General features: G+C 72.1%; 19 protein-coding genes. 6 read left to right on the plus strand and 13 right to left on the minus strand.

Features of this window, described 5'->3' with window-relative positions; translation table 11 throughout:
- Positions 1–10 precede the first annotated feature (10 nt).
- Positions 11–3,004, plus strand: a complete 2,994-nt coding sequence (locus tag AB0K28_RS23985) for a glycoside hydrolase family 38 C-terminal domain-containing protein (RefSeq protein WP_364373752.1) — start codon at positions 11–13, stop codon at positions 3,002–3,004.
- Positions 3,005–3,079: 75 nt separating this feature from the next.
- Here the strand turns inward: AB0K28_RS23985 and AB0K28_RS23990 are convergent, their stop codons facing one another.
- Positions 3,080–4,258, minus strand: a complete 1,179-nt coding sequence (locus AB0K28_RS23990) for an ROK family transcriptional regulator (RefSeq protein WP_364373755.1) — start codon at positions 4,256–4,258, stop codon at positions 3,080–3,082.
- Between the two features lie 78 nt (positions 4,259–4,336).
- Here AB0K28_RS23990 and AB0K28_RS23995 point away from each other — a divergent pair, with 78 nt between their 5' ends.
- The 4 genes from AB0K28_RS23995 (at position 4,337) to AB0K28_RS24010 (ending at position 11,268) form a co-directional block, all read left to right on the plus strand.
- Complete coding sequence (locus AB0K28_RS23995) at positions 4,337–5,698, plus strand: extracellular solute-binding protein (RefSeq protein ID WP_345386275.1); 1,362 nt, start codon at positions 4,337–4,339, stop codon at positions 5,696–5,698.
- Positions 5,695–6,609 (plus strand): sugar ABC transporter permease, encoded by a 915-nt coding sequence (locus AB0K28_RS24000; RefSeq protein WP_345386273.1) that lies wholly within the window; start codon positions 5,695–5,697, stop codon positions 6,607–6,609. The genes AB0K28_RS23995 and AB0K28_RS24000 overlap by 4 nt, the downstream gene beginning before the upstream one ends.
- Positions 6,606–7,427 (plus strand): carbohydrate ABC transporter permease, encoded by an 822-nt coding sequence (locus AB0K28_RS24005; RefSeq protein WP_345386271.1) that lies wholly within the window; start codon positions 6,606–6,608, stop codon positions 7,425–7,427. The genes AB0K28_RS24000 and AB0K28_RS24005 overlap by 4 nt, the downstream gene beginning before the upstream one ends.
- A gap of 112 nt (positions 7,428–7,539) precedes the next feature.
- Positions 7,540–11,268 carry a S8 family serine peptidase gene (locus tag AB0K28_RS24010; RefSeq protein ID WP_364373760.1) on the plus strand — a complete coding sequence of 1,243 codons (3,729 nt, stop codon included), beginning with the start codon at positions 7,540–7,542 and terminating at the stop codon, positions 11,266–11,268.
- Between the two features lie 73 nt (positions 11,269–11,341).
- Here AB0K28_RS24010 and AB0K28_RS24015 read toward each other — a convergent pair whose 3' ends face one another.
- The 12 genes from AB0K28_RS24015 to AB0K28_RS24070 all read right to left on the minus strand — a co-directional run bounded on the left by AB0K28_RS24015 (position 11,342) and on the right by AB0K28_RS24070 (position 25,497).
- Positions 11,342–14,509 (minus strand): DUF87 domain-containing protein, encoded by a 3,168-nt coding sequence (locus AB0K28_RS24015; RefSeq protein ID WP_364373763.1) that lies wholly within the window; start codon positions 14,507–14,509, stop codon positions 11,342–11,344.
- Positions 14,506–15,135, minus strand: coding sequence for a hypothetical protein (locus AB0K28_RS24020; protein WP_345386264.1), 630 nt, complete (start codon positions 15,133–15,135; stop codon positions 14,506–14,508). Before AB0K28_RS24020 ends, AB0K28_RS24015 begins: the two co-directional genes overlap by 4 nt.
- A gap of 3 nt (positions 15,136–15,138) precedes the next feature.
- Positions 15,139–16,131 (minus strand): DUF559 domain-containing protein, encoded by a 993-nt coding sequence (locus AB0K28_RS24025; protein WP_364373766.1) that lies wholly within the window; start codon positions 16,129–16,131, stop codon positions 15,139–15,141.
- A 78-nt stretch (positions 16,132–16,209) separates the two neighbouring features.
- The gene (locus AB0K28_RS24030) at positions 16,210–16,956 is read right to left on the minus strand and encodes a carbon-nitrogen hydrolase family protein (RefSeq protein WP_364373769.1); all 747 of its coding nucleotides are present in this window, start codon (positions 16,954–16,956) and stop codon (positions 16,210–16,212) included.
- 4 nt (positions 16,957–16,960) lie between these two features.
- Positions 16,961–17,416, minus strand: a complete 456-nt coding sequence (locus tag AB0K28_RS24035; protein ID WP_364373772.1) for a helix-turn-helix domain-containing protein — start codon at positions 17,414–17,416, stop codon at positions 16,961–16,963.
- A gap of 36 nt (positions 17,417–17,452) precedes the next feature.
- Complete coding sequence (locus tag AB0K28_RS24040) at positions 17,453–19,045, minus strand: ABC transporter ATP-binding protein (protein ID WP_364373775.1); 1,593 nt, start codon at positions 19,043–19,045, stop codon at positions 17,453–17,455.
- Positions 19,042–20,088 (minus strand): serine hydrolase domain-containing protein, encoded by a 1,047-nt coding sequence (locus tag AB0K28_RS24045; RefSeq protein ID WP_364373778.1) that lies wholly within the window; start codon positions 20,086–20,088, stop codon positions 19,042–19,044. The genes AB0K28_RS24040 and AB0K28_RS24045 overlap by 4 nt, the downstream gene beginning before the upstream one ends.
- Complete coding sequence (locus AB0K28_RS24050; RefSeq protein ID WP_364373781.1) at positions 20,085–21,248, minus strand: anhydro-N-acetylmuramic acid kinase; 1,164 nt, start codon at positions 21,246–21,248, stop codon at positions 20,085–20,087. The genes AB0K28_RS24045 and AB0K28_RS24050 overlap by 4 nt, the downstream gene beginning before the upstream one ends.
- The gene (murQ, locus tag AB0K28_RS24055) at positions 21,245–22,144 is read right to left on the minus strand and encodes an N-acetylmuramic acid 6-phosphate etherase (protein ID WP_345386252.1); all 900 of its coding nucleotides are present in this window, start codon (positions 22,142–22,144) and stop codon (positions 21,245–21,247) included. Before murQ ends, AB0K28_RS24050 begins: the two co-directional genes overlap by 4 nt.
- Positions 22,145–22,151: 7 nt before the next feature.
- The gene (locus tag AB0K28_RS24060; protein WP_364373785.1) at positions 22,152–22,976 is read right to left on the minus strand and encodes an ABC transporter permease; all 825 of its coding nucleotides are present in this window, start codon (positions 22,974–22,976) and stop codon (positions 22,152–22,154) included.
- Positions 22,973–23,938, minus strand: a complete 966-nt coding sequence (locus AB0K28_RS24065) for an ABC transporter permease (protein ID WP_364373788.1) — start codon at positions 23,936–23,938, stop codon at positions 22,973–22,975. Before AB0K28_RS24065 ends, AB0K28_RS24060 begins: the two co-directional genes overlap by 4 nt.
- 8 nt (positions 23,939–23,946) lie before the next feature.
- Entirely contained in the window at positions 23,947–25,497 is a 1,551-nt protein-coding gene (locus AB0K28_RS24070; protein WP_364373791.1) for an ABC transporter substrate-binding protein, read from the minus strand.
- Positions 25,498–25,579: 82 nt separating this feature from the next.
- Here AB0K28_RS24070 and AB0K28_RS24075 point away from each other — a divergent pair, with 82 nt between their 5' ends.
- On the plus strand, positions 25,580–26,464 hold the full coding sequence (locus tag AB0K28_RS24075) for a MurR/RpiR family transcriptional regulator (protein WP_364373794.1): 885 nt from the start codon (positions 25,580–25,582) through the stop codon (positions 26,462–26,464).
- The last annotated feature ends 117 nt before the right edge of the window (positions 26,465–26,581 follow it).

A 26,581-nucleotide genomic window follows, 5' to 3' on the forward strand; every position in this document is an offset into this window, starting at 1 on the left:
AGCCTGCCTGATGCATGACGACCGCACTCTGGTCGAAGCCCGTCTGAAGCGCGTACTGACCGAGCGGATCCGCCCCGCGGTCTATCCCGAGTCGGTGCCGCTGGAGGTGGGCGTGTGGCACGCGCCGGGCGAGCCGGTACCGGTGGCCGAGGGCCTGGCCGCGCCGCGCGAGCCGATCGCGGTCGGCACGCCGTGGGGGCCGCCGTGGGGCACGAGCTGGTTCACCGTGAGCGGCACCGTCCCCATGGAGTGGACGGGCAAGATCGTCGAAGCGGTGCTCGACCTCGGGTTCAACCCGGACAAGACGGGCTTCCAGTGCGAAGGGCTGGTCTACCGGCCCGACGGCACCCCCGTGAAGAGCCTCAACCCCCGCCAGCAGTGGGTCCGCGTCGCCGGGCCCGCCGAGGGCGGCGAGGAGGTGCGCCTGCACATCGAGGCCGCCTCCAACCCGGTCATCCTCGACTACCACCCCTTCCTGCCCACTCAGCTGGGCGACAAGGAGACGGCCGGCACCGAGCCGCTCTACCGGCTGGCCCGCATGGACCTCGCCGTCTTCGACAAGACGGTGTGGGACCTGGTGATGGACCTGGAGGTGCTCGGCGAGCTGATGCAGGAGCTGCCCGTCGAGGGCGCCCGCCGCTGGGAGATCCTCCGGGCGATCGAGCGCGCGCTGGACGCCGTCGATCTGCAGGACGTGAACGGCACCGCCGCCGCGGCCAGGGCCGAGCTGACCGGTGTCCTGGCCGCGCCGGCCGTGCCGTCGGCGCACCGGATCAGCGCCGTCGGGCACGCCCACATCGACTCGGCCTGGCTGTGGCCGCTGCGCGAGACCGTGCGCAAGGTGGCCCGCACCGCCTCCAACATGACCACGCTGCTGGAGGAGGACCCCGACTTCGTCTTCGCGATGTCGCAGGCCCAGCAGTGGGCCTGGCTGAAGGAGCACAGGCCCGAGGTGTGGGCCAAGGTCGTCAAGGCGGTGGCGACCGGCCGGTTCGTGCCCGCGGGCGGCATGTGGGTCGAGTCCGACACGAACATGCCGGGCTCCGAGGCGATGGCCCGGCAGTTCGTGCACGGCAAGCGCTTCTTCATCGACGAGTTCGGGGTGGACAACGAGGAGGTGTGGCTGCCCGACACGTTCGGGTTCGCGGCCGGGCTGCCGCAGATCATCAAGGCGGCCGGGTCGAAGCGGCTGCTCACCCAGAAGATCTCGTGGAGCCAGACCAACACGTTCCCGCACCACACGTTCCTGTGGGAGGGCATCGACGGGACCAGGATCTTCACCCACTTCCCGCCCATCGACACCTACAACGCCTCCCTGCGCGGCGGCGAGCTGGCGCACGCGGCCCGCAACTTCAAGGACAAGGGCGTGGCCAGGCACTCGCTGGCCCCGACCGGGCACGGCGACGGCGGCGGCGGCACCACCCGCGAGATGGTGGCCAGGGCGGCCCGCGTCCGCGACCTGGAGGGCTCGCCCACCGTGACGTGGGAGACGCCCGCCGAGTTCTTCGACAAGGCCGAGGCCGAGTACCCCAACCCGCCGGTCTGGGTGGGCGAGCTCTACCTGGAGCTGCACCGGGCCACGCTGACCAGCCAGGCCAAGACCAAGCAGGGCAACCGGCGCAGCGAGGCGCTGCTGCGGGAGGCCGAGCTGTGGGCGGCGACGGCGGCCGTACGGGCGGGGGCCGACTATCCGTACGAGGCGCTCGACCGGCTGTGGAAGACGGTGCTGCTGCACCAGTTCCACGACATCCTGCCCGGCTCGTCGATCGCGTGGGTGCACCGGGAGGCGCGCAGGACGTACGAGCTGGTGACCGAGGAGCTGAACGGCATCATCGACGCCGCGCAGCGCGCGCTGGCGGGCGAGCCGGCCGGCGGCACGCTGGTCTTCAACGGCGCACCGCACGCCCGCAACGGCGTGCCCGCGGGCGGCGCCGCCCCCGAGACCCCGGCCGCCGCCGTGCAGGCGGCGCCGCGGCCCGCGGGCGGGTTCGTGCTCGACGACGGGCTGCTCAGGGTCGAGATCGACGGGCGCGGGCTGGTCGTGTCGGCGTACGACCTGCGGGCCGGGCGCGAGACCGTCGCGCCGGGGCGGGCGGCCTGCCTGCCACAGCTGCACCCGGACTTCCCGAACAAGTGGGACGCCTGGGACGTGGACGAGTTCTACCGCAACACGGTGACCGACCTGACGGAGGCGGACGACGTGCGCCTCGACGGGGTCACGGTCGTGGTCGAGCGCTCGTTCGGGGCCTCGTCGATGGTGCAGCGGCTCACGCTCGCCGAGGGGCGGCTGGAGATCGACACCGAGGTCGACTGGCACGAGACGGAGAAGTTCCTCAAGCTGGCCTTCCCCCTCGACGTACGCGCCGACCGGTACGCCTCCGAGAGCCAGTACGGTCACACCTTCCGCCCCACCCACACCAACACGAGCTGGGAGGCCGCCAAGTTCGAGGCCTGCAACCACCGCTTCGTGCACCTGGAGGAGCCCGGCTGGGGCGTGGCCATGGTGACCGACTCGACCTACGGCCACGACGTCACCCGCGACGTGGACGAGCACGGCACCACGACCACGCTGCGCGTCTCGCTGCTGCGCGCGCCGCGCTTCCCCGACCCCGAGACCGACCAGGGCGCGCACCGCTTCCGCCACGCGCTCGTGCCGGGCGCGGAGATCGGCGACGCCGTGCGCGAGGGCCACTTCATCAACCAGCCCGAGCGCCGCGTGCCCGGCTCCGCGCCGGTCGAGCCGCTGGTCACGGTGGACGACGACGCCGTGGTGGTGACGGCGGTGAAGCTGGCCGACGACGGCAGCGGCGACGTGGTGGTCCGCTTCCACGAGTCGCGCGGCGGCCGGGCCCGCGCCAGGCTGCGTCCCGGCTTCCCCGTCGCGGAGGTCGTCACGACCGACCTGCTGGAGCGGCCGACGGGCGAGCCCGAGCGGCCCGGCGACGGGATCGCCGTGGCGCTGCGCCCGTTCGAGCTGGTCACGCTGCGCATGAAGCGGGCCTGAGCCCGCACCGGCCGGGCCCTGACGCCAGAACCCGCGCGCCAGGGCCCGGCCGCGCGCCTGACCATCGAGCCGGGCTCAGCCGCTGAGCAGCGTGCCGAGGCGGGGCGCGTAGGTGGCGTGGAAGACGAGGGAGGCCGCACCGATCGCGGCGGCGTCGGCCGCGATCGGTGAGGTCTCCACGCGTACGGCGTGCAGCCGCCTGGCCATCGTCCGCCCCGCCACGGCCGCCGCGATCGCCTCCCGATAGATGCCGCCGACCTCGCGCAGCGCGGGCCCGCCCAGCACGAGCAGGTCGATGTCCAGCATGTTCACCACGCTGACGGCGGCCACGGCGAGGCGGTCGGCCACCCGCTCGATCACCGCGCGCGCCGCCGGCTCGCCGCGCGCCGCGGCCGCGCAGACGTCGGCGTGGTCGGCGCCGCCCGCGGCCGCCTCGATCGCGCTCGGGCAGCACACCGCCTCCACGCAGCCCCGGTTGCCGCAGTAGCACGCGGGCCCGTCGGGCTCGACGGTGATGTGCCCGAACTCGCCGGCGTTGAGTGAGCGCCCGCGATAGATCTGGTTGTCGAGGAACAGCCCGCCGCCGATGCCGGTGCCGAGGTAGAGGTAGGCGAAGCTGGGCGCGGAGCGCGCGATGCCGGCCCACCGCTCGCCGATCGCCGCCGCCGTGGCGTCGTTGTCGACGGTCACCGGGAAGCGGGTGTACTCCTGGAGCAACTCCTTGATCGGCGTGCCGGCCCACGCGGGCAGCCGGGGCGGGCTCACCATCACGCCGTCGCCGTCGAGCGGTCCCGGGCAGGCCAGCCCCACCCCGAGCACCTTGCCGTCCGGCACCCCCGCCTCGCGCAGGATCCGCCTGGCCGCCCGCGCCATCTGCCTGACCACCGCGTCGGGCCTGGCCCGCGGGCGTACGGGCAGATGCAGCCGGGCGACCGGGCGGCCCGCCAGGTCCGCCAGCACGCACGACAGCGCCTTGGGATCGAAGTGCACGCCGACCGCGTAGCCGGCGCCGGCGTCCACCCGCAGGATGGTGGCCGGCTTGCCGCCGCGCGACGGCGCCGAGCCGTCCTCGACGACCAGGCCCTCCTCCAGCAGCCTGCGTACGATCACCGACACCGTCTGCGCCGTCAGCCCCGTCACGGACGCGACCTGGACGCGGCTGATCCCGTCGGAGGCCTGGATGGCCTCCAGCACCACGGCCCGGTTGTAGCTGCCGACCTTGGGCAGGTTGGTGCCCTGCTGCATGTGAGTCATATCACCACAAAGTGTTGACTTAGTAAATCAAAAAGACTTACGTTCTCCGCAACCCAAAGGAAACAAGGGGAGGCCGTGATGACACGTAGGCTGGCCGGTTCCCTCCTGCTGTTGACAGCGCTGACAGCAGCCGGTTGCGGCGGTGGCGCCGCCGAAGAAGCCTCAGGAACCAAGGAGCTCGAGGTTCTCTACAAGGTCGAGCCCACGTGGCCGCACCTGGAGAAGATGCTCACGGATGCGAAGAAGCAGTACGAATCCAGCCATCCCGGCGTCACGATCAAGCTGACCGGGGTGCAGGGCAACAACGAGGCCTACTACACGAAGCTGGCGCTGCTGAACCGCTCCGCGGACTCGGCGCCCGACATCTACTACCACGACACCTTCCAGGTGAACGCCGACGTCGCCGCGGGCAAGCTGGCCCCGCTCGACGAATACCTGACCAAGTGGCCCGACTGGAGCTCCCAGTTCCCCGACTCGGTCAAGGAGGCCGCGAAGGGCGCCGACGGCAAGATCTACGGCGTGCCGATCAGCACCGACACGCGCGGCCTCTGGTACCACAAGGACGTCTTCGCCAAGGCGGGACTGCCCGTCCCGTGGGAGCCGAAGACCTGGAACGACGTGCTGACCGCAGCCCGGACGATCAAGCAGAAGGTGCCGGACGCCGTCCCCTTCAGCATGTACTCCACGAAGATCCACGGCGAGGCGTCCACCATGCAGGGCTTCGAGATGCTCCTGTACGGCACCCCCGGCGGCACCCTGTACGACAGCGCCCAGCAGAAGTGGGTGAGCGGCGGCAAGAACTTCACCGACGCGCTGACCTTCATCCACACGATCTACCGCGAGGAGCTCGGCCCCAGGCAGGCCGACGCCCACAACGCCAAGCTCGCCGACAAGGTCAACCACGAGTGGTTCCCGGCCGGCAAGGTCGGCATCTCCCTCGACGGCGCCTGGACGCCGTCGGCCTGGAAGGACACCAGCACCAAGCCGTGGCCCGCCTGGCAGGAGAAGATCGGCTGGACGGCCATGCCGACGCAGAACGGCGAGGAGCCGGGCGCGGTCAGCATGTCGGGCGGCTGGGTCATGGCGATGAGCTCCTACACCAAGCTCAAGCAGGAGGCGTTCGACTTCATCACCGTGGCGATGAACAAGGAGAACGCGATGACGTACTCCGTGAGCACCGGTGACCTGGCCGTGCGCAAGGACGTCGCGGCCGACCCGAAGTACACCGCCGACAACCCGTCGGTGAAGTTCTTCACCGAACTCGCCGAGGTGACGCACTACCGGCCCGCCTACGAGGCGTACCCGAAGGTGTCGGCGCAGATCCAGGAGGCCATGGAGGCCGTCACCACCGGCTCGCAGACGCCTGAGGAGGCCACCGCGGCCTACGCCAAGGCGCTGCCCGGCGCGGTCGGAGGCCCCGACAAGGTCGTCGCCAAATGACGGTCGCCACGGCGCCGTCCCCGCCCGTGACGGGCACGCCTGCGGGCGGCCCGTCACGGCGGCGGGTCATGCGCTGGCTGCTGCCCCTGGGCCCGGCGCTGGTGCTGCTGGCGCTGTTCCTCGCGGGGCCCATCCTGTGGAGCGTCTACATCGCGTTCACCAACGAGACCCTGACCGGCTCGGCCTCGGTGAACTCGCAGTTCGTCGGGCTGGACAACTTCGTCAAGCTCTTCGACGACCCGAACTTCATCAACTCGTTCCTGCTCACGTTCGTCTTCGTGATCGGCTCGGCCGTCATCGGCCAGAACACGCTGGGCCTGATCATCGCGCTGCTGATGCGCGGGCGCGGCAGGGTGACGCGCAGCACGGTCAACGGCGTGGTCATCGCGGCCTGGGTGATGCCCGAGATCGTGGCGGCGGCCTGCTGGTTCTCCTTCCTCGCCGAGGAGGGCACGCTCAACACCGCGCTCGGCATCTCGCAGGAGTGGCTCTACACCGCGCCGATGCTGGCGGTGATCCTGGCCAATGTCTGGCGCGGCACCGCGTTCTCGATGCTGGTCTACTCGGCGGCGCTGTCGGAGGTGCCGAAGGACCTGGTGGAGGCGGCGGCGGTGGACGGCGCGGGCCCAGGAAAGCGGCTGCTGCACATCACGCTGCCGCTGATCCGGCGCTCGATCATGTCGAACCTGATGCTGATCACCCTGCAGACGCTGGCCAGCTTCGGGCTCATCTACGCCCTGACGGGCGGCGGTCCTGGCACGGCCAGCCAGACGACCCCGCTCTACATGTACGAGCAGGCGTTCCGCTACTTCGAGATCGGCTACGGCTCGGCCATCGCGCTGGTCATGCTGGTCATCGGGGCCCTGTTCTCGCTGATCTACCTGCGTCTGATCAAGGTGGAGGACGCATGACCAGACTCGCCGCGAGGGGCGCGGCCACGCTGTCGCTGCTGGTGATCGCGCTGGCGTTCCTGGGGCCCTTCATCTGGGTGCTCATCGCCTCGGTGCAGCCGGAGGCGACGCTGGCCGCCGCGCCGACCCTGACCTTCTCCCTCGACAACTTCAAGGCCGTGCTGACCTGGGAGACGATCGTGCTCCCGCTGATCAACTCGGTCGTCATCTCGGGCTCGACGGCGCTGCTGACGGTGGTGGTGGCCGGGCTCGCGGCCTATCCGCTCTCGCGCTACCAGCTGCGCTACCGCCGCCACTTCATGCTGACGCTGCTGTTCACCACGGGCCTGCCGATGACGGCGATCCTGGTGCCGGTCTACGCGATGTTCTTCCGGTTCAACCTGTACGGCTCGGTGCCGGCGATGGTGCTGTTCCTGACCGCCAGCTCGCTGCCGTTCTCCATCTGGATGATGAAGAACTTCATGGACGGCGTGCCGGTCAGCCTGGAGGAGGCCGCCTGGGTGGACGGCGCCGGATGGGTGCAGTCGCTGCGCGCCGTGGTGGGGCCGCTGATGGCGCCGGGCATCGCGGTGGTGGCGATCTTCGTGTTCGTCGGGCAGTGGGGCAACTTCTTCGCCCCGTTCGTGCTGCTGGACGCGCCGGAGAAGCAGCCGGCCGCGGTGACCATCTACACGTTCTTCTCGCAGTACGGGCAGGTCGCCTACGGGCAGCTGGCCGCGTTCTCGATCCTCTACACGGCACCCGCGGTGATCCTCTACGTGGCGGTCAACAAGTACCTCGCGGGGTCGTTCAACCTCGGCGGCGCGACGAAGGGGTAGCTGGCGGATTCACGACAAGTCAGGATGTGGCCACCTCCATGTCATAGACACCGCAGTTCGGGACCACTAGAAATCCGGTATTCGTGCTTACCGATTCTCTGGAGGTCGTCCCATGCTGCGTGGCTTAAGCCGGTTGAAGTGGGGGTCGGCGCTCGCGCTCCCCACGGTCATGGCGGCCGCGCTGCTCGCGGCGCCCGCCGCGTACGCCGAAAGCGCCGGGCCCTTCACGGCCGCGGCGACGAGCGACGAGATCACCCTGATCACCGGCGACCGGGTGCAGGTGCGCGACGTGGACGGCGGTCACCACGCGGTCACCGTCACGCCCGTCCCGCGCGCCGACGGTTCCGTGCCCACCTTCCAGGTGATGGAGACCCAGCGCGGCGTCACCGTCATCCCCGACGACGTCGCGAGTCTGGTGCCGGGCCGGCTCGACCCCGCGCTGTTCGACGTGACGGCGCTGGCCGAGCAGGACTTCGGCGCCGCCATCCCGCTCATCCTCACCTACGGCGCCAACGCTGCCAAGGCCGCTGTGCCCGCCGCCCGGCAGGAGCGCACGCTGGAGAGCATCGGCGGCGCCGGCGTGTCGGTCGCCGCGTCCGACGCCCCCGCGTTCGGCGCCCAGCTCGCCGCGCTGGCCGCCCCGTCCTCGCAGGCCCGCGCGGCGGGCGCGCTGGCCGGCGTCGAGAAGATCTGGCTCGACCGTAAGGTCAGGCCCACGCTGACGGAGAGCGTGCCGCAGATCGGCGCCCCCGCCGCGTGGGCCGCCGGGCACGACGGCGCCGGCACCACCGTGGCCGTGCTCGACACCGGCGTCGACGCCACCCACCCCGACCTCACCGGCAAGGTGGCCGGGCAGCGCGACTTCACCGGCGAGAACGCCACCGGCGACCCCCACGGCCACGGCACCCACGTCGCGGACACGATCGCGGGCGCGGGCGTGGACGGCGGCAAGGGCGTCGCGCCGGGCGCGCGGCTGCTCAACGGCCGCGTCCTGGCCGCCGACGGCTACGGCCAGCTGTCCTGGATCATCGACGGCATGGAGTGGGCGGCCGGCGAGCAGCACGCCCAGATCGTCAACATGAGCCTCGGCAGCCCCGAGGCGGGCGGCCCGCTCACCGAGGCGCTGTCCACGCTGACGCGGGAGTACGGCACCCTGTTCGTGGTCGCGGCCGGCAACGACGGCTGCGAGTCCTGCGTCGGCTCGCCCGGCGACGCCCCCGAGGCGCTGACCGTCGGCGCCGTGGACAAGCAGGACAAGCTGGCCCCCTTCTCCAGCCGCGGCCCGATCACCGCCACCCAGGCGGTCAAGCCCGAGGTGACGGCGCCCGGCGTGGACATCACCGCCGCCAGGACCGGCGGCGGGCTGGTATCCATGTCCGGCACCTCGATGGCCACCCCGCACGTCGCGGGTGCGGCCGCGCTGCTGCGCCAGGCCCGTCCAGGCCTCACCGGCGGTGAGCTGAAGGCGCTGCTCACGGCCACCGCCAAACCGGGCCAGGACATCCCCGTGGACGCCCAGGGCCTGGGCCGCATCGACGTGAACGCCGCGCTGCGGAGCACGGTCGTCGCCTCGACCGGCACGCTCGACTTCGGCAGGAACGACGAGGGCGCCGCCAAGACGCTCACGATCGGCTACCGCAACCTCGGCGACCAGCCCGCCGACCTCGACCTGAGCGCCGGCGACGCGTTCACCGTCGAACCCGCCAGGCTCACCGTCCCCGCGGGCGGCACCGCGCAGGCCAAGGTCACGCTCAAAGCCGACCGGCCGGGCGTGCTGCGCCAGGAGCTCGTCGCGGGCGGCGCCCGCACGCTGCTGACCGGCAGCGTCGAGGAGGAGAAAGTCGAGCTGCGGGTACGCGGCATCGCCAGGGACGGCAGGACGGCCCGCGGCGGCTTCACCGTGCTCAACCTGGACGAGGGCACCCTCGTCGGCCGCGTACTGCCCGGCGACCCCGCCCAGCCCTGCACCGACGCCAAGTACGGCTCGGGCACCTGCCTGCTGGTCAAGCCCGGCACCTACTCCGTGCTCGGCCACATCTTCACCATGCCCGCCACGCAGGACAGCACCGCCACCGGCGACCCGCTCAACGAGAGCCTGGTCGGCGACCCCGAGATGAAGATCACCAAGGACACCGAGGTCGTCCTGGACGCCCGCAAGGCCGTCGAGGTCAAGGTCGAGACCCCCGACCACGAGACCAAGCGCAACACCGGCGCCGCCGCCGCGATCAAGTGGTACCGGGCCGGCGAGCAGGGCACCGCGCTGCGCGGCGGCACCACGATCACGCCCGGCGGGCAGATCGAGGAACGCCTGTTCATCCAGCCCACCAGGAAGGTCACCAAGGGCACGTTCGTCGTCGCCACCCGCTGGCGGCTCACCGCGCCCGAGATCACCTTCTCCACCCTCGGGCTGAAGCTCGACCCCCAGTACGTCGACCCCGTCCAGTTCAGCGACTACGCCACCGAGTACCCCCGGCTCGACGGCACCCGCCTGCTCCTCGCCGTGGACGCCGGGCGCGGCACCCCCGCCGAGATCAAGGCCCGCGACCTGCGCGGCAAGCTCGCCGTCATCCGCCGCACCGACGGCGTGCCGGTCTCCACGCAGGCCAACGCCGCCGCCGCGGCCGGCGCCGCGATGGTCGCCGTCTACAGCGACCGGCCCGGCCCCGACGCCACCACCGGCGGCAACGGCGTCAAGCTGGCCGTCCCGACCGTGCGGCTCACCCACGAGGAGGGGATGGAGCTCGTCCAGCGGGCGCGCCACCTTCCCGTCCTGATCGTCGCCAAGGGCATCGTGGCCAGCCCGTACGTGTACGACCTGTACCTGCGCGAGAAGGGGCGGGTGCCGGACAAGCTCACGTACAAGGTGAAGTCGAAGTCGCTGGCCAGGATCGAGACCGGCTACCACAGCCAGCTCTCCGACGACGTGACCGTCAACGAGGCGCGCTTCGTCTTCGAGCCCTGGGACACCTCGTCCATCTCGACGAACCACCCCATGGCGAAGACGCCGCGCACCCGCACCGAGTACGTCACCCCGGACCCCGAGGTGGTGTGGACCTCGTCGGCGATCACGCCGGAGCGGGCGTACAACAACCTGTGGCCGCACCCCGACACGCCGCGGCTCTCGCTGTCGTCGCCGGAGTTCCGGGCGTACAAGGCGGGGGAGCGGGTCAGCCGCACCGCGTTCAAGCAGCCGCTGCTGCCCGGCTTCAACCCGCGCAACCCGACGCGCAGGGAGGGCGACCAGCTGTTCCTGTCGCCGCAGGGCTTCGTGGACGCCCAGGGCAACTTCGGCGACGCGTACACCAGCGACTTCGAGCACGGGCTGAAGACCGACTTCCGGCTCTACCAGGGCGACGAGCTGCTGTGGCAGACCAACTACCTGCCCTCGGGGTCGGGGACGCTGCCCGCCGAGAAGGGGACGTACCGGATCACGTACGACGTCGCCAACGAGGCCGAGTGGGCGAAGCTGGCCGTCCGGACGCGCGGCGAGTGGACGTTCGGCTCCGCGCACGCCGGCGAGCCGACCGTGGTGCCCCTGCTGCTGGCCTCCTTCGACGCACCGGTCGACCTGAAGAACCGGGCCGGGGCCCGCAAGCTCGGGCTCACCCTGCGCCACCAGGAGGGCGCCGAGCGCAGCGCGATCAAGGACGTGTCGCTGGAGGTGTCGTACGACGACGGCGCCACCTGGAAGAGCGCCCGGCTGCGCGCCAAGGGCGAGGGCCGCTACGAGACGTCGCTCACCCAGTCGCGGTCCGGGTTCGTCTCGCTGCGGCTGCGGGCCTCCGACGTCAAGGGCAACGCGGTGGCGCATGAGGTGATCCGGGCCTACGCCCTGCGCTGATCTGCGGAAAGGGGAGCGCCTGACGGGCGCTCCCGGCTGAGGGGGAGCGCCGCACCGGCGCTCCCCCTTTTCGTCATGCCCGGCTCTTCCCGATGACCTCCTCCGTCGTCAGCGGCGACTTCGGGTGCCACGTCAGGCACATCGGGACGCGCGTCTTGGTGAACGCGCTCTCCTCGGACGCCACGTAGAACTGGCCCGCGCCGAGGCGGGAGATGTCCGGCACGTCGCCGCCCTTCTGCTTGGCCATCTCCTTGGCCGCCGTGATCTGGATCGGGGCGTTCAGCAGGCCGAAGAACTGCGTGGCCGCGTTGCCCGGGATCTGGTTGTGCAGGCCCTTCGGCGCCTGGGTGGCGAAGACCAGGCCGAGGCCGTACTTGCGGGCCTGTGAGGCCAGCAGCACCGTGCTGCGGGTGGAGGCCGCGGTGCCCGTCGCCGGGGCGAACGTCTGCGCCTCGTCCGTCACCAGCAGCGCGCCCAGCGGGCGGTCCTGCGCCGGGTGCCGCTTGAACCAGACGAACAGCTCCATCTGCAGCTGGCTCACGAAGCTCTGCCGCTGCTCCAGCGACGGCAGGCCGACCAGGCTGATCACCGACACCCTGGCCCGCTTCCCCTCGGGCGGCGTGATCAGCAGGCCCGGGTCCACCGGCGTGCCCGTCCCGCCGAACAGCGGGTCGTTGTCCATCGCGGCGGTCAGCGACTGGGCCAGCTCGGCGGCGATGTGCTGGGCACTGGCCAGCTCGCTCACGCCGTCGGGCAGGTCGGACAGCAGCGCGGCCAGGCCCTTGAGGCTGGTCGCGCCACGGCGGCCGTAGTACGCGAGCGCCTTGCGCAGCACCGCCTGGCCGCGCTGCGCCTTCTCCGTGCGGGCGTCCAGCCTGATGCGCGGCACGATGAACGACACCGCGGCCTCCACCGCCTCCGCGAACTCGTCGGGGTCGTTCGCGAGGCTCGTGAAGTCGGGCAGCGGCTGGAAGGCCAGCGGGCGGCCGCCCGCGCGGCCCGGCGTCCACACCACCACGTCGGTGTTCTCCAGGTACTCCCGCGCCCGCTCCCGGTCACCCGCCTCCCACCCCGGCGGTTCCTCCGGCCAGGGGTCGCCCAGCCTGGCCAGGTCGTTGTTCGGGTCGATCACGATGGCGGACACGCCGCGCAGCGCGCACTCCTCGACCAGCCGCCGGATGAGCACGGTCTTGCCGGATCCGGACCCGGCGAAGATCGTCACATGCTTCCTGAGCGCCTCCAGCCCCACACTCACGGCCACCCCATCGGAGATCCGCCGCCCGACGCACAAGGACGGCGCGCCGCCCCCGCCCCCTGGCCGCGCGCGGACCGGGCCCGGCTCCGATGCCACTGCCGGCCCCGCCTCCGGGTCCTGCGATGCGGTCTGTGAGGGGGTGGTCTGTGAGGGGGTGGTCTGTGAGGGTGCGGGGGGAACGGTCCAGGGGCCGGTCAGGGCCTCGGTGAGGAAGGGGATCGTTTTCGTCGGGTGGCGGGAGGTGAGCCAAGCTCGTAGGTCCGGGGGATTCTCCGACAGCAGAGCCTTCAGGGCCGCGAGGACGCGGAGGTCGTCGCCGGTCCAGCTCAGGGTGCGGCCGCCGGCCCGTTCGAAGGCGGCGATCGCGGCCTGGGTGGCCGCGCCCTTCGACCAGGGTGTGTTGCGGAGCAGGAACAGGTGGCGTTTCGGGACGTCGGCGTCCAGGCCGGCGGCCACGCACGCCTTGCGCACCCGGTTGAGCGCCGCGTTGCCGTGCGCGGCGGTGACCGCGCGGAAGGCCCAGTGGACCTCGTCCTCCCTGGCCTCGTCCAGCGTGCGGCGCAGCCGGGCGTGCAGGGGCGGCTTCTGGCTGGGCGGCGGGTCCACGTTGAACGCCGTCCCGGCCTCGCCCCGCTCGGCGATCCAGGCCGCCAGCCCGGCGGCGAGCAGGGAGGGCATGGCGGTGTCCTCGCTCGCGTGGTCGATCTCCGGGGCGGGCCCGGCGTCGCGCAGCTCGGCGAAGCGGGCGTCGATCGCGGCCAGAGCGCCGGAGGAGGGCGGCGCGGGCACGGGCGCCGGCTCAGGCCGGTCGGTGGTGAAGCCGGTGAGCTCTCTGACCTCGCCGTCCTGGACGCAGGCCCGTACGTGCTGGTCGATGCGGATGAGGAGCTGGCGCGGCGTGAAGCCGGGAGCCTGCTCGAACGCCTCGGGACGCACCGGCCACGTCGGGTAGGGCGGCTTGACGCCGGCCTCGCCGTACTGCACCTCGAACCGCCGCGCGACGAGGGCCCGCGCGGTGCCGGCGTCGGGGATGGTCATGAGCTGGACGGCCTGACGGAACCGGTCGCGTACGGTGTCCACCGCCACGTTCTCGATGAGCGCCCACGTGGCGGGGATGCAGGTGACCACGGTGAGCGTACGCCGGGTGACCTCGCGCAACGCCATGAGCCCGCCCGCGATGCGCTCGATCAGCAGCGCCTCGCCCGGGTCGAGCCCGCCGCTCTGGGTCGCCGTCGAGGACTGCGCGACCAGCGGGTCGATCTGGTCCACCGCGATGACCGTCGGGCCGGTGAGGGCGAGCAGGCGGGAGACGTCTCGGACGATCTCCTGCGGCGTCCTGCCGACCTGGCGGATGCCCCACCGCGCCCGCTCGCCCGGTTCGCCCTCGGGAGCCGACGACAGGAACGCCTCGCCCAGGTCCTGCAGCGCGAGGTCCTCGCCGGCCAGCAGCACCAGGGCACGCGCCGCGTCCTGGCAGTCCTTGCCGACCTGCGGGTGCGACTGGCGCAGCCGGGTGATGAACGTGTCGAGCTCCTCCCTGGTGATGTGCCGCTTGCCGGTGACGGCGCGACGCGTCATGCGGGAGACGCCCACCTGGACGGCCAGCCGGTCGAGGAGCACCGCGAGCTGCACCTGCCCGTCCTCGCGCGGCCGGAACAGGCTGTCCAGGATCGACACCACGGTGCTCTCCCAGAAGCCCTTGGCGTCGAGCAGGCTGACCAGCACGAAGTAGCCGCCCTGGCGCTGGGCCTGCTCGCGTACCCAGCCGAGCAGGTGCGTCTTGCCGGTGCCGCGCTGCCCCTGCACGACGACGCCGATGGGGCTGCCGTCCGCGCGTCCGGCCGCCTCGGCGAGGCCGTCCAGGACGATCTGGGCGGACGCGCCGTGCAGCCCCTCCACGTGGTACTCGGAGCGGCGCCACACGTCGTCGGCGCTCTCGGTGTAGTTGAAGCTGAGCGCGGCGAGGTCCTGTGCGCCGCCCGTCACCGCGGGCCGATCCAGAGCAGGTGCTTGGCCTGGTCGCCGATGACCACGGCGGCGTCGCGGTCGCGCGGGCCGAGCGTCTTCTGGTTCGACTCGGGGACGAGGTTGACGTCGGGGAGCCGCTCCATGCGGACGAGTGTCGCGTCCACGTCGGAGCGCGGCACATCGGGCAGGCGGTCGCGGACGTCCGTCAGGCTGACCCACGCGCCGGGCCGGGCGGCGAGCGCGGTGTACGCGGCCCGGATGCGCTCCTCGACGTCAGCGGCCTCGGCCGGATCGTCGGGCTGGAGCACGTCGGCCAGGCTCTGATCGGTACGCCGCATGTAGCGCGGCAGCCACCCCAGTAACGCGATCGCCATCGCGCCGGCCGAGCCGCTCATCACCGGGAACGTTCCCGTGCCGAGGTCGTCGGCGAGGCGCGCCCACCCGGAGTCGGTCAGCGTGTGCGAGAACCCTCGTCCCACCCGTCGGCTCTCGACCAGCTTCATGTCGTTGAGCCGCACCCGATGCTTACCGTCGAGTGACAGCTTGTACCGCTGTTTCAGCTCGGTGTTCGGCACCTCGCGGGCCTCGACGGCCAGCACGACCAAAGCGGCGAATTCGGGAAGCGACAGCCCGTTGTCCGGCATATTTCATCCTTCCGTCCCGCGGCGGTTCCGCAGGAACCGCGCGATCGAGTTGATCACGGTAGTGGTGTCGGTCAACACCTGAACATCGAGGAAGCGCAGCACGGCGTAACCGTCGAGTTGCAGCCGCACGTCGCGGGCCCGGTCGGCGGCGAACTTGGCGGCCTGCCGGTGGTCGTCGCCGTCGATCTCCACGACGCACCGCTCCCGCTCCCACACCAGGTCGAGCCGGATCGGCACGGCCAGCGGATGCGGCTGGTACGTCTGGTTCCACGCCCGCCCGTACGCCCACGCCTGCCGGGAAAGCGCCGCCTCCAGCGCCTGCTCACCGGGACTGCCGGGATGCGGCCGTCCGACCGGCGCCGGGTACGACACCCGCGGCGGCTCGGGGACGACGGGGACGGTGAGAGCGGGAAGGCGCGGCTTGACCGTCTCCAGCCGATCGACGGCGTCCAGCGGCGCGCCCGCCAGCCACACCCCCAGCGACCCCCGGTGCGCCAGCCACTCGCACGCGGCGACCAGCACCTCCTGCCCGGCGGCGGTCAGCCCGTCGGGGACGCGGACCAGCAAGGCGGTGCGGCTCCTGCCGAAGCTGTCGGCCAGCGCCCTGGCCAGCCCGGCGGCCCGCACCTCGGGCCGTAACCCGCTGGGCCCGCCCGCTAGCGCCCGCTCGGCCAGCTCCGCCAGGAACGGTCCATAATGCTCGCTCGCGGCGGCCCTGCGCAGCGCCAGGGCGCGGACGGCGGGCAGGTGCGCGCCGCCCGGCCCCTCGATGCCCTCGGCCCCGGGTAACCAGGCGGGGAACAGCGCGACGGCCGCCGCGTCGAGCTCGTCGAGGACGGCGGCGACCAGCCCGGAGACGGAGGTCACCGGGCCCGGCCGGTAGGTGAGGACGGCGGGGGCGTCCGGCGGCAGCGGGTCGATGCTCACGGCGATCGCCTCGGCGTCGGCGTCGAGCCGGACCACCCGGCCGACCGGCAGCTCTGACCACGACCGCACAGGACACCATTCCATCGAGCATTCAGGGGGCAGCAGCGACCGTATCGGGCCGCCGGCCCGGCTGTCAGCCCCTGAGCGTCAGCGGAAGCCGCGGGCCGTGCGGTCGGAGCGGAAGGCGTCCAGGCGGGCGAAGTCCAGCTCGTGGACCGAGACGGGCGCGTCGGGCGGGCCGGTGAAGAAGCCGGTGTGCGTCTCCGGGCAGGGGTTGGCCAGGCCGGTGACGCCCGCGCAGGGATGCCCGTGGTACGTGGTCTCATGGTGCCAGTCGCTGACCGCCACGTACGTCATGAACTCGTACGCCCGCGCCACGCTCATGTGTTGCCACAGCTCCCTGGCGGGGGCGGGGCCGTCCCAGCGGGTGACGGAGAAGGCGGGCACCAGCACGGCGTCGAGGCCGTCGCGCCCGGCCAGGCTGGCGGAGTACCACAGGTCGGCGCAGAGCAGCACGTGCAGGCGGTGGCCGGCCAGCTCGAAGCCGGCGCTCGGGCGGCCGGGCCGGATGCCGGAGCGCAGCTCCAGCCCGTACGGGTGCACCTTGTCGTACTCCAGCAGCAGCGTGCCGCCCGCGTCGAAGACCGCGCCCCGGTTGACCGGGCCGTCGTAGTGCGAGCCGCCGACGACCGCCATGCCGGAGCCGGTGGCGAGGTCGCGCACCCTGGCCAGGTAGTCGGACCGGGGCAGGCTGGACCCGGCCAGCTCGGGCAGCAGCAGCACGTCGGCGGGGGGACCGGCGGAGCTCGAGGAGCCGATCAGGGTCTCGGCGGCGTCGAAGTTGGCGTGACCGTCGGGGGACCAGTGCGGAGGCTGGACTAAAAGGATCTTCACGTGACTACTGTGGCTCGTGCACGCGCAGCGCGGCCATGTCCTCGGCCACGCGCAGCGCGGCCATGTCCTCGGCCAGCACCGGCTTGTTGCAGCTCGCGCAGACCGTGACGGGCTCCAGCACCTTGCCGCAGCTGTGGGCCCAGACGTTGGGCGGCGGGCCGTCGGTGACGTAGCGGTCGCCCCACGACATCAGCGTCAGCAGCACCTCGTGCAGCGCCCGGCCCGACTCGGTGAGCACGTACTCGTGGCGCGGCGGGCGCGACGCGTACGGCCGGCGTTCGAGCAGGCCGGCCTCCTCCAGCTTGCGCAGCCTGGCGGTCAGGATGTCGCGGCTGGCGCCGGTGTTGCGGGCGATCTGGTCGAAGCGGCGCACGCCCATGAAGATCTCCCGCAGCGCCAGCAGGCTCCACCGCTCGCCGACGACTTCGAGCGCGTTGGCGATCGAGCATTGTCTGGGCATGACCACCCCTCCCACCTGTAAGTCTGAAATTCCAACTTACCTGCTGCCGGGGATCGCGGCGAGCAGCTCCTGGGTGTAGCCGTCGGACGGGCGGTCGAAGATCTCGCCGGCCGTGCCGCTCTCCACGACGCGCCCGCCGCGCATGACGTGCACCCGGTGCGAGATCATCCGCACCACGGCCAGGTCGTGGCTGATGAACAGGTAGCTGAGCCCCAGCTCCCGCTGCAGCTCGGCGAGCAGCTCCAGGATCTGCGCCTGCACCAGCACGTCCAGCGCCGAGACGGCCTCGTCCAGCACGACCAGCTCGGGCGACAGGGCCAGGGCGCGGGCGATGGCCACCCGCTGGCGCTGGCCGCCGGACAGCTCGTGCGGCAGCCGCCCGGCCATGGAGGCCGGCAGCGACACCTTCTCCAGCAGCTCGGCGGCCGTCTTCCTCCGCTCGGCCGGGGTGCCGACGCGGTGCACCCGCAGCGGCTCGATGATCGACTTCTCGACCGTGTAGCGGGGGTCGAGCGAGGCGTACGGGTTCTGGAAGACCGGCTGCACCCGCCTGCGGAAGGCGAACAGCTCGCGCCGCCCGAGCCCGGCGAGGTCCGTGCCGTCGAAGCGGATGCTCCCCGCGGTGGGCTCGTCCAAGCCGAGCAGCAGGTTCGCGGTCGTGGACTTGCCGGAGCCCGACTCGCCCACGATCGAGACCGTCTGCCCGCGCGGGATCGTGAACGACACCTCGTCCACGGCGGTGAAGCCGGGGTCGCCGTCCCTGCCGGGGAACACCTTGCGCAGCCCGTCCACCACGACCAGGTCGGGCGCGTCGCGGGGCGGCTCCTGCACCCGTACGGACGACAGGCTCGGCACGGCGCCGAGCAGCCGCCGCGTGTACTCGTGCCCGGGATCGCCCAGGATGCCCGCGGCGGGCCCGGTCTCCACGATCTCGCCGTGATACATCACGGCCACCACGTCGGCCCGCTCCGCGGCGAGCGCTAGGTCGTGCGTGATGAGGAAGACGGCGGTGCCCATCTCGGCGGTGAGCTGTTCGAGCTGGTCGAGGATGCGCCGCTGCACGGTCACGTCGAGCGCGGAGGTCGGCTCGTCGGCGATGAGCAGCTTGGGCCGGCAGGCCAGCCCCATGGCGATGAGCGCCCGCTGCCGCATGCCGCCGGAGAACTCGTGCGGGTACTGCCTGGCCCGCCGCCGCGCGTCCTGGATGCCCACCATGTCCAGCAGCTCGACCACCCGCTCGCGGGCCGCCTTGCCGCTGGCCACGCCGTGCACCTCCAGGGCCTCGGCGATCTGGTCGCCGATGCGCATGAGCGGGTTCAGGTTCGACATCGGGTCCTGCGGCACCAGGCCGATCCCGGCGCCGCGGATCGCGGTCATCTGCCGCGCCGACGCCTTGACCAGGTCCCGGCCGTCGAACACGACCCGCCCGCTCGTGATGCGGCCGTTGTCGGGCAGCAGCCGGTTGACCGCCGCCGCCGTGGTGGACTTGCCCGAGCCCGACTCGCCCACGACGGCGACGGTCTGGCCGGGCAGGATGCTCATGGAGACGTTCTTGACGACGGTGACGTCCTGCTTGCGGGTGCGGAAGGCGACGGAGAGGTCGTCGATCTCCAGAAGCGGGGTCGTCATGCGGTCCTCGATCGCTGTTCGACGGCCTGCAGCAGGCCGGCCCAGAGGGCGTCCGTGGGAGTGGGGGTGCCCTCGACGAGCAGGCGGTTGCTCGCCAGGGCCAGCACGATGTCGCGGCCGGGCACGAAGCCGACCGCGCAGCCGACGTAGCCGGGGTGCCCGAGCACGGTGACGGTCTCGCCGGGCAGGTCGAGCGCGTACCGGCGGAAGCCCAGCGCCTGCTCGGGGTCGGGGCCGGGGGAGAGGAACTCGCGGACGACCTCGGGCCGCCACAGGTGGTCGTGCTCCTCGTACCTGGCCAGGGCGGCGCCGTACTTCAGCAGGTCGGGCACCGTCGAGAACAGGCCCGCGTGGCCCGCCACGCCGCCGAAGGCGTGGTGGGCGTTGCCGTCGGCCACCTCGCCCAGCACCGGCCCGGTACGCCAGCCGGCGAAGTCGCCGCTGCGATACGGCACCGGGTACGGCCGGCCGGTGTCCAGCATGGTCATCTCGACCCGGTCGTCCAGCGCGCTCATGGCGACCTCGGAGCCGGCCGGGCGGGCGTACGTGGTGGAGGTCAGGCCGAGCGGCCTGGTGACCAGCTCGGCCAGCGCCCGGTCCAGGCGCAGCCCCGTGACGGCGGCGACGATCCGGCCGAGCAGGATGAAGCCCAGGTCGGAGTAGTGGCGGGCGCGGCCGGGGCGGTAGCGCGGCGGCGGCAGCCGGTGCTGGACGTAGAGCGGCCACCACTCCCAGAGGCCGCCCCGGTGCAGCAGCAGATCGCGCACCGTGATGGCCTCGTACGAGTGCGGCAGGTACGCGCTGAGCGGCGCGTCCAGGTCCACCAGCCGGTCGGAGACCAGCCGGATGAGCATCGTGGTCGTCGCCATGACCTTGGTCACCGAGGCCAGGTCGTGGTAGGTCTCCAGGGTCATCCTGGCCACCCCCTCGAGCCCGGCGCCGGTCGCGCGCACCGTGCGGTGACCGGTGACCTCGGTGAGCTCGAACCACGGCGTACGAGCCGCCATGATCAGGCCAGGCGGCGGCTCCGCGGTGACGGTCATCGGGTGAGCACCAGCGAGCGCGGCGCCGCCGCGAGCGGCGCGGGCAGCACCAGCGGGCCCGCGCCCGGGGTGAGCGTGCCGAGGACGCGGGCGGCGCTCGCGCCCGTGCCACCGGGGACGGTGCCCGGCAGGCCGTGCGCGGTCAGCCAGCCGATCAGCGCGAACGCGATGGCCTCCTTGTCGTCCGTGGGCGCTCCGTACTCGTCGGACGGCGCCACCCGCACGCCGGGCAGCGCGGCGCGCAGCCCGTCCATGATCACCGGGTTGCGGGCGCCGCCGCCGGAGACGACCAGCGCGCCCACGCCCGCCCCGCGCACGTCCTGGGCGACGGTCCGCACGGTCAGCTCGGTCAGCGTGGCCACCAGGTCGGCGTCGCCGACGGGCGCGGCGGTCCGCGCCAGCGCCTGCTCGACGTAGCCGGGGTGGAACAGCTCCTTGCCGGTGCTCTTGGGCGGGGTGAGCCGGTAGTAGGGCTCGTCCAGCAGCACCGCCAGCAGGCCCTCGTGCACCTGGCCCGAGGCGGCGATGCGGCCGTCCTCGTCGAAGCCGCGGGGGTGCAGGCCCCTGCCGGTCACCACGGCGTCGATCAGGGCGTTGGCGGGGCCGATGTCGTAGGCGTACAGGTCGTCGCCGCGTACCACGGTCATGTTGGAGATACCGCCGAGGTTGAGCGCCGCCGCGCCGCCCTCGTGCGCGCCGAGCAGCAGGCCGTCCAGCACCGACACCAGCGGAGCGCCGTGGCCGCCGGCGGTGATGTCCCTGATGCGCACGTCCGACAGCACGGGCGCGCCGGTGCGCTCGGCGATCCAGGCGGGCTGGCCGATCTGCAGGGTGCCGCGCGCGTGCGCACCCTCCACCCAGTGGTAGACGGTCTGCCCGTGCGAGACGATCAGGTCCACGGGCCCGCCCGCGGCGACGGCCGCCGCGGCGGCGTCGGCGAAGCGCTGCCCGATGAGCGTGTCCAGCTCGCACACCTCGGCCAGCGTGGTCGGCGCCGGCGGCAGCGCCGCGATCAGCCGGGCCCGCAGCTCCTCCGGGTACGGCGTGCTCGCGGTGTACCCGACCCTGCCTTCGAGCACGCCCCCGGTGAGCTCGAACTCCACGATGGCGGCGTCGATGCCGTCGTGCGAGGTGCCGGAGATCATCCCGAGAACCCTCATGCCGTCTCCCCCAGAGCGACCCGCAGCCGCCCGCCGGCCGCGGCCAGCCGGGCCGCGGCGTCCTGCGGTGACAGGTCGAAGCGCGAGGCCACGACCGCCTGTTTGACGTTGAACCCGTTGGTCTGCAGCGCGGCCAGCGCCTCGTCGCGGCCGGCCCCGGTGATCGTCGCGACCATGCGCACGGCCCGCTCGCGCAGCTTGCCGTTGCTGGCCTTCACGTCGACCATGAGGTTGCCGTACGTCTTGCCGAGCCGCACCATCACGATCGTCGAGAACATGTTGAGCACGAGCTTCTGCGCGGTGCCCGCCTTGAGCCGGGTGGAGCCGCTGATCACCTCGGGCCCGACGAGCACCTCGATGCCGTGCTCGGCCGCCGCGCTCAGCGGGGTGCCCGCGTTGCACGACAGCCCCACGGTCAGCGCGCCCAGCTCCCGGGCCCGCCGCACGGCGGCCAGCACGTACGGCGTCCGCCCGCTGGAGGCGATGCCCACCACGGTGTCCAGCGGCCCGATGCCCGCGGACTCGACGGCGGCGGCGCCGGCCGCCTCGTCGTCCTCGGCGCCCTCGCACGGCGAGACGATCGCGCTCTCACCGCCCGCGATGATCGCGAACACCTGCCCGGGCGGCGTGGAGAAGGTCGGCGGGCACTCGGAGGCGTCCAGCACGCCCAGCCTGCCGGGGGTGCCCGCGCCCACGTAGACCAGCCGCCCGCCGGTCTCCATGCGGGCCGCGGCGGCCTCGATGGCCGGGGTGATGCTGGGCAGCGCCGTCTGCACCGCGGCGGGCACGCTCGCGTCGGCCGCGTTCATGGTCGCCGCCAGCTCGCCCACGCTCATGGTGTCGATGCCGGCGAAGCGCGGGTCGGCCGACTCGGTCGTCAGTTCGGAGAGATTCACCGCTTCCTCAGGTTCCTCGGTGTCCGCGGTTTCTGGGGTCGAGAGTGTCGCGCAGGCCGTCGCCGAGCAGGTTCAGCCCGACGACGAGCAGCACGACGACCGCGCCTGGCGCGATCAGCGTCCACGGGGCGATGAACACCAGGCTGCGCGCCTCGAAGATCATCGAACCGAGTGACGGTGCGGGGGGAGGGGTGCCGAGGCCCAGGAAGCTCAGCGACGCCTCGGTCAGCACCGCCCACGACAGCGACAGCGCGACCTGGACGACGATGATCGAGGTGATGTTCGGCAGCACGTGACGCAGCATGATCTGCCAGCGGCTCTGGCCGGTCGAGACGGCCGCCCTGACGTACTCGATCTCCCTGAGCGAGAGCACGGGCCCCCTGGTGACCCTGATGAAGATCGGCACGTAGACGATGGCGATGGCCACGGCGATGGTGAACCAGTTGCGGTTCAGCACCGAGGCCAGCGACAGCGCGAGCAGCAGCGGCGGGAACGCGAACAGCACGTTCGTCACCCCGCCGATCGCGCCGTCGGCGAAACCCCGGTAAAAGCCCGACACCAGCCCGCCCAGCGTGCCCACCACGGTCGCGAACGCCACCGCGACCACCGCGATCAGCGCCGAGTTGCCCACGCCCGCGGCCACCCGGGAGAACACGTCGCGCCCGAACTGGTCGGTGCCGAAGAGATGCGCGCCCGACGGGCCCAGGAAGCGCGACGGCGGATGCTGCGCGATCGGGTCGTAGGGCAGCATCCCCAGGTACGACAGCACCGCGACGACCGCGAGGACCGCCAGGATCACGATGCCCGCGAGGGCGGCGGGACTGCGCCTCATGACGCCCTCACCCGCGGGTCGATCACCCGGTAGAGCAGGTCGGTCAGCAGGTTGACCAGCACGAACGCCAGCGCGATCACCAGCACGGTGCTCTGCACGACCGCGTACTCCTTCTGCTGGATGCCGAGCAGCACCTGCCGCCCGATGCCCGGCACGGAGAAGATCTGCTCCACCACGACCGCGCCGCCCAGCAGGTAGCCGAACTGCAGGCCCGTCATGGTCACGATCGGCACGAGCGCGTTGCCCAGCACGTGCCTGACCTGCAGCCGCCGCTCGGGCACGCCCTTGGCGCGGGCGGTGCGCACGAAGTCGTCCGAGCGCACCTCCAGCACCGCCGTACGCGTGGTGCGCAGGATCGGCGCCGCGATGCCGAAGCCGAGCACGAGCGCCGGCAGGAACATCTGCTGCAGGTTGAGCAGCGGGTTCTCGAAGAGGGGGGCGAAGCCCTGCCCGTTGGGGTTGAACCCGAACGACGCGGCGAAGACCGACAGCAGCGTGGTGGCCAGCAGGAACGCCGGGATCGACAGGCCCGCCAGGCTCACCACCTGGCCGGCGGCGTCGCGCACCGAGTTCGTCCGCGAGGCCGCCAGCATGCCCAGCGGCACCCCGATCAGCAGCGCCAGCACGATCGAGAACACGGCCAGCTCGAACGTGACCGGCAGCGCGTTCATCGTCAGCTCCAGCACGCTCTGCTGGGAGCGGGCCGAGTAGCCGAAGTTGCCGGTGAACATGTTGCCCAGCCACGAGAAGAACTGCGTGACCAGCGGCTGGTCCAGGCCGTAGTACTGCTCGAGGGCCTGCCGCTGGGCCGGGGTGAGCGCGGCGGCCTCCGTGCCCAGCCCGGCCGTGATCTGGTCGCCGGGCAGCGCCCGCAGCATCACGAAGACGACCACGGCGACCCCGAACAGGATCCCGATCGTCTCCGCGACGCGGCGCAGCGCCCGGTTGCGTACGAACTTCATCCGGTGCCTCAGCCGACGGACGTCGTCCGCAGGTACTGCAGGGAGCCGCTGGCCATCGGCACGAAGCCCTGCACGTTCTGGGTGGTCGCGGTGTAGGTGTAGCCGGCGAACAGCCAGATCCAGGCGGCGTTGTCCTCCAGCTCGGCGGCCACCTTGTCGTAGATCGCCTTGCGGGCGGCCTGGTCGTCGGTGGCCTTGCCCTCCGCGAACAGCTTGTCCAGCGCGGGCGAGCTGTAGCCGGCGACCTTGTTGAGGTTGCCGTCGCTGGTGAAGTAGCGGCCGTAGGAGCCGTCGGGGTCGGGCCTGCCGCCGTTCAGCGCCACGGCCGCGTCGAAGTCGGCGGCGACCCAGCGGTCCACGAACGCGCCGGACTCCAGCACCTCCAGGTCCAGGTTGATCTTGGCCTCGGCGAGCTGGGCCTTGAGGTTCTGGGCCTCGTTGACGGAGGTGGCGTACTCGCCCTGGGAGACGATCGTCTTGACCGTCACGCCGCCCGACTTGCCGGCCTTGGCGAGGTAGTCGGCGGCCTTGGCCAGGTCGCGGGTGGGGCAGGGGCGCTTGTTCGGGTCGGACTTGAACGCGGGCGCGGTCATCGGCCCGGTCACCTCGCCCTCGCCGAGCGCGGCGGTGTCGAGCACCTGCTTGCGGTCGATCGCGCACTGCATGGCCAGGCGCACGTTGACGTCCTTGAGCTCGCCGCGCTGCGCGTTGAGCTGCAGGACGTGGTAGTTGAGCTGCGGCGTCTTGGCCACGCTGATCGTGCCGCCGCCCTCGGCGGTCTGCGCGACGAGCGGGTCGTTGAAGACCGCGAGCTGGACGTTGCCCGACTGCATGGCCGAGACGATGGACGACTCGTCGGGGATGACCCGGAACTCGACCGAGCCCGCCTTCGCCTTCTCCGCGCCCCAGTACTTGTCGTTCCTGGTCAGCGTGAGCGACTGGCTGGGCACCCGCTTGCCGAGGGTGAACGGGCCGGTGCCGTTGGGCGTGGTGGTCAGCTTCTCCTCGGTGTCGTCGGAGGAGAGCATGGCCATGTTGACGGTGGCCAGGTTGGCCGGCAGCGCGGCGTCGGGGCCGCTCAGCTCCAGCACCACGGTGTTCTTGTCGGGCGCCTTCACCGACTTCACCGACGACAGGGAGGCGCGGGCGACCGCGGCCGTCTTCTCGTCCATGATCTTGTCGAGGGACGCCTTGACGTCCTCGGAGTCGAACGCGCTGCCGTCGGCGAACGTCACGCCCTGGCGCAGCTTCAGCGTCAGCTCCTTGCCGTCCTTGCCGGTCTCCCAGGATTCGGCCAGGCCGGGGACCACGTTGAGGTCCTTGTCGAACTCGGTCAGCGTGCCGTAGAGGTTCTGCAGCACGTTGACGGCGGTGAACTGGGTGGCCTTCCAGGGGAAGAGCGTGTCAGGGTCGGAGGTGACGCCGACGACGAGGGAGCCGCCGCCCTGGGCGGTGGCGCCCGGGTCGGAGGCGGGGGCTCCGCCGGAGGACGAGCAGGCGGTCAATGCGACGGACAGCGCAGCGGCGACGCCGACCGCGGAGAAGGCGCCACGGGGCATGTGCTCTCCTTGGGGCAGTAGGTCATAAAATTACACAGACCCTACCACCTGGGTATTTATTTTCCTTCGACGGGGATGAGTGATGACGGGCGAGGACGCGGAGACACTGCTGATCCGGATCCGCGCGGCCATGCCCGCGCTGCGTCCGTCCGAGCGGCGCATCGCCGAGGAGTTCACCGGAGAGCCCGCCGCCGCGGCCAACCTGTCGATCGCCGAGCTCGCCGCCCGCTGCCAGACCTCCACGACCTCCGTCGTCCGCTTCTACCGCCGCATGGGCTACAGCCACTACCGCGACTTCAGGATCGACCTCACCCGGGCCGTCGCCAGGGAGGAGCTGGCCACGGCCAGCCTGCCCGAGGTCTCCGGCGACATCGACAGGAACGACAGCCTGGCCGGCATCGTCTCCAAGGTCGCCATGAACGAGACGCTCTCCATCGCCGACACCGCACGCTACCTCGACATGGACGCCCTCGGCCGGGCGGTCGAGCTGCTGCTCGGGGCCCGCAGGATCGACACCTTCGGCGTCGGCGCGAGCGCGCTCGTGGGGCTCGACCTGCAGCAGAAGCTGTCGCGCATCGGGCGTACCGCGATCAACTGGCACGACTCCCACACCGCATGGACCTCCGCCGCCACGCTCGGCCCCGGCTGCGTGGCGGTGGCCGTCTCCCACACCGGCGCCACCGTGGACACCGTCGAGTTCCTCGCCATCGCCCGCAAGCCGGGCGCCGCCACCATCGCGATCACCAACTTCGGCGACTCGCCGCTGGCCCGCGCGGCCGACGTGACGCTCACGACCGCCGCACGCGAGACCAGGTTCCGCTCCGGCGCGCTGGGCAGCCGCATCGCCCAGCTCATGGTGGTGGACTGCCTGTTCACCGGGGTCGCGCAGGCCTCCTACGACACGTCGATGGAGGCGCTGCGCAACACGTACGCGGTGGTGCACGACCGGCGCGTCACCCGCGAGTGAGCCACTGCTGCTGGACGGAGTCATGTTCCGCTCCGCGCACAGGTGCACGAATGAGCTGTCATCTCGGCGACACCTTCACAGCCCCGATTCACCTGCGGTTCACGGGCGGCCCCTACC

It is taken from the genome of Nonomuraea sp. NPDC049504, from assembly GCF_040676845.1.
Lineage (GTDB): Bacteria > Actinomycetota > Actinomycetes > Streptosporangiales > Streptosporangiaceae > Nonomuraea > Nonomuraea salmonea.